The sequence below is a fragment of the Amylibacter marinus genome, assembly GCF_030160015.1.
Taxonomy (GTDB): Bacteria; Pseudomonadota; Alphaproteobacteria; order Rhodobacterales; family Rhodobacteraceae; genus Amylibacter; species Amylibacter marinus.
On record NZ_BSNN01000012.1, the window covers coordinates 1 to 1,267 of the forward strand.

Sequence of the window (1,267 nt, forward strand, 5' to 3'; positions counted from 1 at the left end):
TCGCTTGCGCGAAGCCGACTTGTAGCTCGTTTCGCTTGCGCGAAGCCGACTTGTAGCTCGTTTCGCTTGCGCGAAGCCGACTACTAATTAATCGTGGATTTTAGAAACCACACCAGAGCCAACAGTACGGCCACCTTCGCGGATCGCGAAGCGTAGACCTTGTTCCATGGCGATCGGGTTGATCAACTCTACGTCGAACTTCAAGTTGTCGCCTGGCATTACCATTTCTGTGCCTGATGGCAGCTCAACAGTACCTGTTACGTCAGTTGTACGGAAGTAGAACTGAGGACGGTAGTTCGCAAAGAACGGCGTGTGACGGCCACCCTCATCTTTGGTCAGAATGTAAACTTCTGCTTCGAACTTGGTGTGCGGCTGTACTGAACCTGGCTTGGTCAAAACTTGGCCACGCTCTACGCCATCACGGTCAACACCGCGCAACAATACACCAACGTTGTCGCCTGCTTCACCGCGATCAAGCAGCTTGCGGAACATTTCAACACCAGTACAAGTGGTTTTTGATGTGTCTTTGATACCAACGATTTCAATCTCGTCACCAACATTGATCACGCCACGCTCAACACGGCCGGTTACAACAGTACCGCGACCAGAAATTGAGAACACGTCTTCGATTGGCATCAAGAAAGGCTCGTCAACAGCGCGTGGTGGCTGAGGGATGTACTCATCAACAGCGGCCATCAACTCGGCGATTTTCTCTTTACCAATGTTGTCGTCGCGATCTTCTAGTGCTGCCAAAGCAGAACCAGCGATAATCGGAATATCATCACCTGGGTAATCGTATTCGCTTAGCAATTCACGAATTTCCATTTCAACCAATTCCAACAACTCTTCGTCGTCTACTTGGTCAACTTTGTTCATGAATACAACCATGGCTGGGATACCAACCTGACGACCCAGAAGGATGTGCTCACGTGTCTGTGGCATAGGGCCATCAGCCGCGTTCACAACCAAAATCGCGCCGTCCATTTGCGCCGCACCCGTGATCATGTTCTTCACATAGTCAGCGTGGCCAGGGCAATCAACGTGGGCGTAGTGACGACCCTCGGTTTCATACTCAACGTGTGCGGTAGAAATGGTGATACCACGGGCTTTTTCTTCTGGCGCACCATCAATCTCGTCATACGCCTTAAAGCTGTCCGAAAACTGCTTAGTGATCGCTGCCGTCAATGTTGTCTTACCGTGGTCAACGTGGCCAATTGTGCCGATGTTGCAATGCGGTTTTGTACGCTCAAACTTTTCTTTTGCCATA

Annotated in this window: 1 protein-coding gene; it reads right to left on the bottom strand. The window is 50.6% G+C overall.

Translation table 11 applies throughout. The annotated features are described in order from the left end of the window. Nucleotides 1-87 precede the first annotated feature (87 nt). Entirely contained in the window at nt 88-1,266 is a 1,179-nt protein-coding gene (tuf, locus tag QQL62_RS13350) for an elongation factor Tu (RefSeq protein WP_284380215.1), read from the bottom strand. Nucleotide 1,267 lies beyond the last annotated feature (1 nt).